Source organism: Pseudomonas tumuqii, assembly GCF_013184545.1.
GTDB lineage: Bacteria > Pseudomonadota > Gammaproteobacteria > Pseudomonadales > Pseudomonadaceae > Aquipseudomonas > Aquipseudomonas tumuqii.
In genome coordinates this window covers 65,374-74,320 of record NZ_JAAOJA010000016.1, presented here as the reverse complement: position 1 = coordinate 74,320, position 8,947 = coordinate 65,374, and the positions used below count along the sequence as shown (strand labels likewise).

At 65.7% G+C, this 8,947-nt stretch carries 6 protein-coding genes; 1 reads left to right on the top strand and 5 read right to left on the bottom strand.

Going from position 1 to position 8,947, the window contains the following annotated elements; all coding sequences use genetic code 11:
• Positions 1-45 precede the first annotated feature (45 nt).
• A complete protein-coding gene (gene purU / locus G9C89_RS22030; protein WP_172152256.1) occupies positions 46-909 on the top strand; it encodes a formyltetrahydrofolate deformylase in 864 nt (287 codons plus the stop codon).
• 61 nt (positions 910-970) lie between these two features.
• On the opposite strand, the gene G9C89_RS22025 is transcribed toward purU, so the two are convergent.
• From G9C89_RS22025 to G9C89_RS22005, 5 genes are all read right to left on the bottom strand, one after another.
• Positions 971-1,933, bottom strand: a complete 963-nt coding sequence (locus tag G9C89_RS22025) for an AraC-like ligand-binding domain-containing protein (RefSeq protein ID WP_172152254.1) — start codon at positions 1,931-1,933, stop codon at positions 971-973.
• A gap of 96 nt (positions 1,934-2,029) precedes the next feature.
• Positions 2,030-4,120, bottom strand: coding sequence for a caprolactamase subunit alpha (gene capA / locus G9C89_RS22020; protein ID WP_172152252.1), 2,091 nt, complete (start codon positions 4,118-4,120; stop codon positions 2,030-2,032).
• Positions 4,121-4,140: 20 nt separating this feature from the next.
• Positions 4,141-5,886: a caprolactamase subunit beta gene (gene capB / locus G9C89_RS22015; protein WP_172152250.1), complete on the bottom strand. Its 1,746-nt coding sequence runs from the start codon at positions 5,884-5,886 to the stop codon at positions 4,141-4,143.
• A gap of 339 nt (positions 5,887-6,225) precedes the next feature.
• Entirely contained in the window at positions 6,226-7,404 is a 1,179-nt protein-coding gene (locus G9C89_RS22010; RefSeq protein WP_172152248.1) for a porin, read from the bottom strand.
• A gap of 144 nt (positions 7,405-7,548) precedes the next feature.
• Positions 7,549-8,910, bottom strand: coding sequence for a purine-cytosine permease family protein (locus G9C89_RS22005; RefSeq protein WP_172152247.1), 1,362 nt, complete (start codon positions 8,908-8,910; stop codon positions 7,549-7,551).
• Between the last annotated feature and the right edge of the window lie 37 nt (positions 8,911-8,947).

The window sequence follows — 8,947 nt, the reverse complement described above, 5'->3', positions numbered from 1 at the left end:
GGGAGGCGCGCACCGATCCACCCTGCGCCCTGATTGGAGAAAACCATGAGCCGCACCCCCGACACCTGGATTCTCACCGCCCACTGCCCGAGCGTGCTCGGCACCGTGGACGCGGTGACGCGCTTCCTGTTCGAGCAGCGCTGCTACGTCACCGAGCACCACTCGTTCGATGACCGGCTGTCCGCGCGCTTCTTCATCCGCGTCGAGTTCCGCCAGCCCGACGGCTTCGACGAGCCGGCCTTCCGCGCCGGCCTCGACGAGCGCCTGGCGCCCTTCGCCATGCACACCGAACTGACCCCGCCGGGCTACCGGGCCAAGGTGGTGCTGATGGTGAGCAAGGCCGACCATTGCCTCAACGATTTGCTCTATCGCCAACGCATCGGCCACCTGGCCATGGACGTGGTGGCGGTGGTGTCCAACCACCCGGACCTGGAACCGCTGGCGCGCTGGCACGGCATTCCCTATTACCACTTCCCCCTCGACCCGCACGACAAGCCTTCGCAGGAGCGCAAGGTCATCCAGGTGATCGAGGAGACCGGCGCCGAACTGGTGGTGCTCGCCCGCTACATGCAGGTGCTCTCGCCGGAGCTGTGTCGCCGGCTGGACGGCTGGGCGATCAATATCCACCACTCGCTGCTGCCCGGATTCAAGGGCGCCAAGCCCTATCACCAGGCCTACCAGAAGGGGGTCAAGCTGGTCGGCGCCACCGCCCACTACATCAACAACGACCTCGACGAGGGGCCGATCATCGCCCAGGGTGTGGAGTCGGTGGACCATGCCCACTACCCCGAAGACCTGGTCGCCAAGGGCCGCGATATCGAGTGCCAGACCCTGGCCAAGGCGATCGCCTACCACCTCGAACGGCGGGTGTTCCTCAACGCCAACCGCACCGTGGTGCTGCACGCCTGAATCCTCGGGTGCGCGGGGCGCAGCGAAATCTTCGATTCAACAGCGGTGCGCAGAGCGCACCCTACTTACTGGCGGACACCCCGGCGCGGACCTCGCTGGCGGTGCAGCCGAAGTGCTGGCGAAAGCTGCGCGTGAACTGCGCTTGGTCGCTGAAACCCCAGTGCAGCGCCAGTTCGCCAATCGACAGGTGGCAGTGCGGGTCGTGCAGGCGCCGGTTGATGGCTTCCAGGCGCTGCAGGCGGATCCATTCGCCGAGGCTGTAGGGGGTGCTGGTGAACAGCTTGTGCAGATAGCGCACCGACAGGCCGCAGGCGGCGGCGACCTGCTGCGGGGTCAGGTCGGACGAGCACAGGTGTTGCTCGACATAGTGCTCGATGCGCTGCAGGTGCAGGGCGGCCAGGTTCGAGCTTTCGCTGTTGAGTACCCGTTCGTCCTGGCGCAGGGCCATCAGCAGGGTCGACAGGGCCTGTTCCAGCAGCATGTGGCGGGCGGCCTGGTCGCACTCGTCGAAGCGCGCCGCGCACATCGCCAACTGGTCGACGAAGATCCGCCCGAGGCTGCGCCTGGCATCGAAGCAGAAGCGCGTATAGCGCTCGGCGCCGCGCAACTGGCCATGCAGGGCGCGTTCGGGCAGCTTGAAAACCCAGAGGTCGTTGTCGCTGGCGTAGTGGAAACGGTAGGGCGCATCGCCGCGCTCGAAGATGAAGCCTCCGGGCTGGCAGTGCAGTTCGCGGCCGTCCTGCTCGAAATGTACTTCGGCACGGCGTGGCACCGTGACCAGGTAGCAGGCTTCGCGGTCGTCGCTGACCTGGGCCTTGCTGCGCGAGTAGCCGAGCTGGCTCGAGCGCAGGCGCGACAAGGTCAGGGAGGTGCTGTTGGTTTCCCAGATCTGCAGGCTGCCGCTGAAACTGGCGTTGGGGGCGAATTCCAGCGACAGCGGGAAATAGGTGCTGCCGATCGCTTCGGCCCAGCGCGGTTGGCGTTCACTGTCGGGCCAATAGCGGGTGGAGAGTTGGTGTGCCATGGCCGGTCCTCGTATGTTGTTATTGTGAGGACGGCGCCGATCAGTAGAACTGCCGGCGCCGCTGTTTTGCCATCATTTGCCAATGTTTACCAAGGGTCAATCACCGGGTGTCAGCCGGTAGGTGGCCGAGGGCGACAGGGTGGCTTGCCAGCCTGGTGGCACGACGATGTTGGTGGTCGCTTCCTCGATCACGCAGGGGCCCTGGATGGTCTGCCCGGCCTGCAACCGGTCGCCGTTGTACACCGGGGTGTCCTGCCAGTCGTCCTGGGCGCTGAACAGCATCGGCCGATGACCGACCGGGCTGGCCGCGCACGGTTCGGCCGGGATGACCAGCTCCGGCATGGGGGGCCGTTGCAGGCGGGCGATCACCGAGCACTCGAGGTTGACCAGCTCGATCGGGCTGTCCGGTTCGCTGTAGGAGAACAGCGCCTTGTGCCGCTGGTGGAAGGCTTCGCGCAGCGCCGCCAGGCTGCTGCGGTCGAGTTGCTCGCAGCTCAGCTCGACGTTGCACTCGTGGATCTGCCCCAGGTAGCGGATCTCCAGGTTGTACTGGCAGTCGACCCGGTTGCCGGTGCTGAAGCCGTCGTCGCGCAGGTTGGCCATGCCGCGCTCGCGCAGGTCGTGCAGGGCCAGGTTGAGCTGCTCGAGGTCGACGTGCTGATCATCCAGGCGCATCGGCAGGGTGGTCAGCTGGTCGTAGCGGATGTCCGAGAGGATCTGGCCGAAGGCGCACAAACCGGACGCCACCTTGGGGATCAGCACCACCTTGCTGCCGATTTCCTCGGCCAGGCGCATCACGTGCATGCCCGCCGCGCCACCTGCGCCGATCAGGGCGAAGTCGCGCGGGTCATAGCCGCGCTCCACCGATACCCGGCGGATGCCGCTGACCATGTTCAGGTTGACCAGGGTGATGATGCCGATCGCCGCACGCTCGACGCTGATGCCCAGCGGTTCGGCGATCTTGCTCCGGATCGCGTTGATCGCGGCCTGGCGGTCGAGGCGGATGCTGCCACCGAGCAGGGCGCCGTCGGCCAGGTAGCCGAGCGCCAAGTTGGCGTCGGTCACGGTTGGTTCGCTGCCGCCCTTGCCGTAGCACACCGGGCCGGGCGTGGCGCCGGCGCTGCGTGGGCCGACCTGGAGCATGCCGAAATCGTCGAGGTGGGCGATCGAACCGCCGCCGGCGCCGAGGGTTTCCACCTGGATCATCGGCACACCGATGCGGTAGCGCAGGAAGTCGCTGTCCTTGCTGAAATTGGTGCGCCCGCCCTTGCTCAGGGTGATGTCGAACGAGGTGCCGCCCATGTCGACGGTGATCACGTTGTCGATGCCGAAGGGTTGCGCCACGCACAGGCCGGCCTGCGGTGCCGAGGCGGGCCCGGAGTTGATCGCATTGACCGCGCGCTCGCGCATCACGGCACCGGGCGCCAGGCCGCCGTTGGACTGGAAGTAGCGGGTCGGTTGCTGCGCGCCCAGCTCCTCGAACAGCGCGTCGATGCGCTCGATATAGCGGCCCATCACCGGGCTCAGGTAGGCGTTGACCACGGTGGTGGAGGTGCGGGTGTATTCGCGGATCTGCGGGAACACCTCGTGGCCGCTGCAGACGAACACGTCCGGCAGGGCGGCGCGGACCATCTGCATGGCGCGCTGTTCGTGGCTCGGGTTGCGCACCGACCAGACGAAGGAGATCGCCACCGCCTGCACCTGTTGCTCACGGAAGTAGTCGATGGCGGCCAGGATCGCCGCCTCGTCCAGCGCGCTGTACTCGCGGCCGTCGCTGAGCACGCGCCCGCCGATCGGCCGGCGCAGGTGGCGCGGCACCAGCATGTACGCCGGCGGATAGGTGGCGTCGTAGCGGTGGCCGTCTTCCTTGTGGCCGAGGCGGATTTCCAGGCTGTCCTCGTGGCCATCGGTGCACAGCAGGCCGACCTTGACCCCGGTCTTTTCGATCAGTGCGTTGAGCGCCACCGTGGTGCCGTTGATGCACAGGTCGCAGTCGGCAATGATCTCAGCCGGGCTGCGGCCGATGGCATCGGCGATCTGCGCCAGGCCGTTGCGGATCGCCAGGGTGCCGTCATGCGGGGTGGATGGCGCCTTGAACAGCTGCACGTTGCCGTTGCGGTCGGCGAGAATGAAATCGGTGAAAGTGCCGCCGGCGTCGATGCCCAGGCGATATTGTTGCTTAGTCATGCTCTGATCCTCTGCTGTGCTCAATGCGCGGCGCGCTGGGCGCGGGTGGCGGCTTCGTCAAGTTGGCCCTGGCCGTCGATGACCACGCCGTATTCCAGGCGCGCGCCTTCGCGCGAAACCAGGCCGTTGCGCACATCGGCCAGCACGGCGGCCAGCGGCCGGCGCAGCGGGTCGCCGTAGCCACCGCCACCCGGATTGACGTTGATCACCCGTTCGCCCGGCTGGGCGGTCAGCAGGGTGTTCTGGATGTAGTGGCTTTCCTCGCCGTCGGCATGCCGGTGGATCAGGCGGCCGAGCTTGGGCTCGAGCAGCACGTTGTTCGCCCCGGCCGCGCCGGCGGTCGGCAGCTGGCGGCCTTCGCCGAAACCGACCACGGTCATGGCATGCTCGAGCGGTTCGATTTCCAGGCGGGTGCCGGAACCGCCGCGGAATTCGCCGGCGCCGCCACTGTCGGCCATCAGGCTGTAGCGGTGGATCAGGATCGGGTAGGAGTACTCCAGCAGCTCGATATCGCCGGACATCAGCGCGCCGAAGCAGCACAGCGGGCCGCAGGCCGGCCAACCGTCCATGGCCTGGTTGGCGCCGGCGCCGGAGATGATCGAGGCGAGCACCATGGTCACGTATTCGTCATTGCCGTTGCGCGGGTCGTGGCCGGCGATGTTGATCCCGCTGGCATGCCCCCAGGAAGCGGTCACCCGCTCCGGTGCGGCCTGTTCCAGGGCCAGGCGTACGGCGTCGGCGAGGGTTTCCATCGGCGTGGTGGTGCTGTTGACGTGCGGCGCCGGTTCCTGGGCATTGCACAGCGTGCCGGGTGGGCCGAGGTCGACACTGATGCAGCGGTACAGGCCTTCGTTATAGGGCGGCGGCACCTGGGCGAACATCATCAGGCCGAGGTAGACGCCGGAGATCGAATTGCCCTCGTAGGAGTTGATGAAGTAGGGCACCTGCGGCGGGCTCTCGATCAGCACATGGGCTTGGTCGCCACGGATTTCCACCCGCGCGGTGATTGACAGTTCGCCCAGGCCGTGGCCGGAGTCTTCGAGTACCGCGGTACCCGAGTAGCAGCCGTCCGGTACCTCGCGCAGCAGGGCGCGCATGTGGCGGTCGGCCATGTCCTTGAGTTCGCCGATGCAGGCGCGCACCTGCTCGACGCCATAGCGCTCGAGCAGCTCGATCAGGTGACGCTCGCCGACACTGCAGGCGCCGTACTGGGCATTCAGGTCGCCTTCCTGGTAGGCGCGGGCGCGCATGTTGGTCAGCAGCAGGTTGACCACGTCCTCGCGGCGCTTGCCCTGGGCCCACAGCTTGACCGGCGGGATGCGCAGGCCTTCGGCATAGATTTCCTTGGCATCCGGGTTATAGCCGGCCGGCACCGGGCCGCCGATATCGGTGAGGTGGCCCTTGCAGACGGTCCAGAACACCAGTTCACCCTGGTAGAACACCGGCTTGTACATGCAGCAGTCGAGGATGTGGCTGCCCTTGTAGGCCGGGTCGTTGTGATAGATGACGTCGCCCTCGGCGATGTCATCGCCGAAGAAGCCGGCCACGCATTTCATCGCCGGGATCAGCGAGCCGAGGTGGATCGGGATGTCCTGGCCTTGCAGGATCATTTCCGGGAGATGGTCGAAGAGGGCGTTGGAATAGTCGTGGGCGAGGTTGAACACGCTCGAACGACTGGTCTTTTCCAGCGTCAGGGTCATTTCTCGCTGGGCGGTTTCGAGCGCGCCGCGCACGACTGCCAGGGTGATCGGATCTACTGTGTTCATGGGTCACCACAAATCTTGTTTTTGTCCGGGTGAGGGCCGTGACGGATGTCTTGCCCACGTCACTAAAGCTACGCGCCGGCCTGGCGCCTGGCTTGTCGCCGGATGCACCGTTTATTGGCGTGCAGTGCACTGTCCGCGCGAGATCAGACGGCGGCCCGGGTGGGACGTTCTCCTGCAAACGCTGCCTGGCGTATAGCCGGTTCGGGTAGGGTGCGTCGCGCGCACCGCTGACAGCCCGCACGGCGGCGTCACCCCATCCGAGCTGGGTCAAGGTCATAAAAAAGGCCAGCACGAGGCTGGCCAAGACAGGAACGTGAGCATTCGTCCTGTGGGATGTCCTTAGAAGTAGTAACCGATGTTGGTGTACAGCTGGTTCTCCCAGCGGTCGCTGCCGCCGGCTCCCAGGCTCTGGGTGTAGCTACCGCCGCCGATATAGGGGTCGTGCTTGCCGTGCAGCCATTCGACGGCGATCCACAGGTCTTTCAGCGAGAAGGAGGTGCCGAGGATGAAGCGCTGGGAATCCTCGAAACTGGACTCGTCCTTGTCGAACAGGCTGTAGTTGCCATAGACCTTGACCCCGGAGAACCAGCCGAAGGTGCCGGCGATGTCGTAGCTGAGGTCGGCCACGTACAGATCGCCCTTGGCCGCGACGTTGAAGGTGCCGTCGAAACTGCCGAAGCTGACCAGTTCGTCGCTGCCGGGGTTTTCCGGCGTCATCTCCTGGCGGGTGGCCTGCAGTTGCACGCCCCAGGGGCCGTTCTTGCCCAGGTAGTGCACGGCCAGGGCGTTGCGTCGGCCGCTGTCGCCGGTGTCCTGGTTTTCCAGCGACGAGGTCAGCAGCGAGGCGCCGATCTCCGATTGCCAGGCGCCGAACTTGAGGTTGCGCGCCAGACGTCCGACCAGGATGTCGCGCTCGTGGTTGTCGCTGCCATCGACCACATAGTCGTCGGCGGTGGCGACGCTGGTGGCATAGGTCCGGCCGCCGCGGCTGGTGCCCTGGCCCTGGTCGGCGGGGCGCAGGTAGTAGCCGAGCTGGAGGTTCCAGTCACCCTGCTGCTGGATGTATTTGACGCCCAGATCCTGGATGTCTTCGAGGCCGATGACGTTGCCCAGCGACTCGAAGAAGGTGCTGCCGAAGTAAGGCTGCAGGCCAAAGGGGATCTTGTTCAGACCGACCTGGAGCTGGCGCGACTCGTCGAACTTGTAGCCGATCCAGGCGTATTCGGCGAAGGAGATATCGCCGATCTTGTCGGTGTAGTCGTAGGGGTAGGCATCGCCGTAGAAGCGGTACTTGGCCGCACCTATCCAGCTGTCGGAGTTGTAGCTGGCGGTGAGGAAGGCGGTATCGAAGCCGAGTTCCTCGATGTCGCGGTCGGGGTCGTAGTCGACGCGCGCCCGCACCGCGCCGCCGATGTCGAGGCTGTCGTTGATCGCGACCGCGGCGGCTGGCATGGCGATGGCGGCCAGCAGCGGCAGGGCGCCGAGGGCGGGTAGGGTGCGGCGGTTGAACAGGTTCATGGAGCTACTCCGTTGCATTATCGGTCTTGTTTTTTTGCAGCGCAGCGCCAAGCCGCGGCGGGTTGCCGAGGCTTGCGCTGAATCGGTGAGTTCGCTGCCGCGAGCGGCCAGGGCAAGCCCCGGCGGCTATGGACGAGCGTGGTGTCAGCTGCAGCTGGCGCGGATGAACCAGCTGCGTTTGGCGTTGCCCAGCAGCAGCCAATAGGCGCCGAAGGCGCTGATAAAGGTCACCGGCGCCGAGTAGGACGCCAGCGCCGCACCGTCGACGTTGAGCAGGACGATGCCCAGACCGGCGGCGAAGAACCAGGCGGTCAGGCCGCAGGGGTTGAACGAGGTGACGCGATCCGGCTGGTACTCCAGCTTGCCGTCGAACAGCTGGTCGTACTTCGGCGAGAAGATGTGGGCCAGGGCGATCGCCACCCAGGCCACCACGAAGATGCTCTGGTAGGCCAGGGCTTGCAGGATGTAGCTGAACACGTTGAGCAGCATCAGGGCGTACACCACCATGCCGACCACCACGGCCCAGACCATGTAAGGCACGCCGGCCAGGCCAAAGCGGCTGAAGAAGGCCTGCATGTTGCTGGCCGCCATGAAGAAGTTGGCGGTGTTGATGCGGGTCTGGCTGACCCAGACGAACAGCAGGCCCCAGATGCCCATCAGCTCGACGATGGCGAGCACCACCGAGACTTCCGAGAGACCGCCCTGGGTCGGGATGGTCGCGGCGAGGAAGATGCCGACCAGGCCGTTGATCAGGAAGGTGAAGATGTAGAACGGCAGGCCGAAGTTGAAGCTGGCGTGGTAGCCGGCATCTTCCTGGCGGCCGAAGCGGGCGTAGTCCCAGGTGTACATCATGAGAATCCAGACGCCCATGAAGTAGGTGAAACAGTCCCACCAGCCATTGCTCACCGGCCCGCTCTCAGGCCCCATTTCCAGCCAGGCGGAGCTGTAGCCGTATTTGCCGACCGCCATCACCACCACGGCGATCAGGCCGAGCAGGTAGAGCGGCAGCAGCACGCCGTTGAACTTGTCCAGCCAGGTCTGCACGCTGCCGAACACCAGCGGCACGCTGTACAGCACCACCAGCAGGTAGGCCTGGTTGAGCGTGAGGCCGGACACATAGTTGTGGATGGCGATGGCGATCACCGAGCCTTCGAACACGCTGTAGTAGATCGCGGTGGCGAAGAAGATCAGGGTGGCCAGTGCCGCACCGGTGCGGCCGAACAGCACGCGGGAGAACAGGGCGACCGACAGCCCGGTCTTGATCGCATAACGGGCGATGACGCCGTTGATGGCCGCATAGGTGACGACGGACAGCAGCAGGCCGATGATGGCGTTCTGCGTGCCGAAGTTCATCGCCAGAGTGGCGGACACCACCAGCCAGAACATGGCGCTGCAGATGGCCCACCAGGCCATGGTCAGCGAACCTTTGCTCATGCGTTGATTGTCGGGAACCGCCACTAGGGCGCAGTCGGCGCTGTCGCCGTGCTTCTTGATATTTCCGGCCATGACTCTTCTCTTGTTGTTGTGCGAGGGGGTGGAGTCA

Bases quoted from the DNA above. Each gene is read 5' to 3' on its own strand.
- purU (WP_172152256.1), top strand. From the start codon at position 46: ATGAGCCGCACCCCCGACACCTGGATTCTCACCGCCCACTGCCCGAGC.
- G9C89_RS22025 (WP_172152254.1), bottom strand. From the start codon at position 1,933: ATGGCACACCAACTCTCCACCCGCTATTGGCCCGACAGTGAACGCCAA.
- capB (WP_172152250.1), bottom strand. From the start codon at position 5,886: ATGAACACAGTAGATCCGATCACCCTGGCAGTCGTGCGCGGCGCGCTC.
- G9C89_RS22010 (WP_172152248.1), bottom strand. From the start codon at position 7,404: ATGAACCTGTTCAACCGCCGCACCCTACCCGCCCTCGGCGCCCTGCCG.
- capA (WP_172152252.1), bottom strand. From the start codon at position 4,120: ATGACTAAGCAACAATATCGCCTGGGCATCGACGCCGGCGGCACTTTC.
- G9C89_RS22005 (WP_172152247.1), bottom strand. From the start codon at position 8,910: ATGGCCGGAAATATCAAGAAGCACGGCGACAGCGCCGACTGCGCCCTA.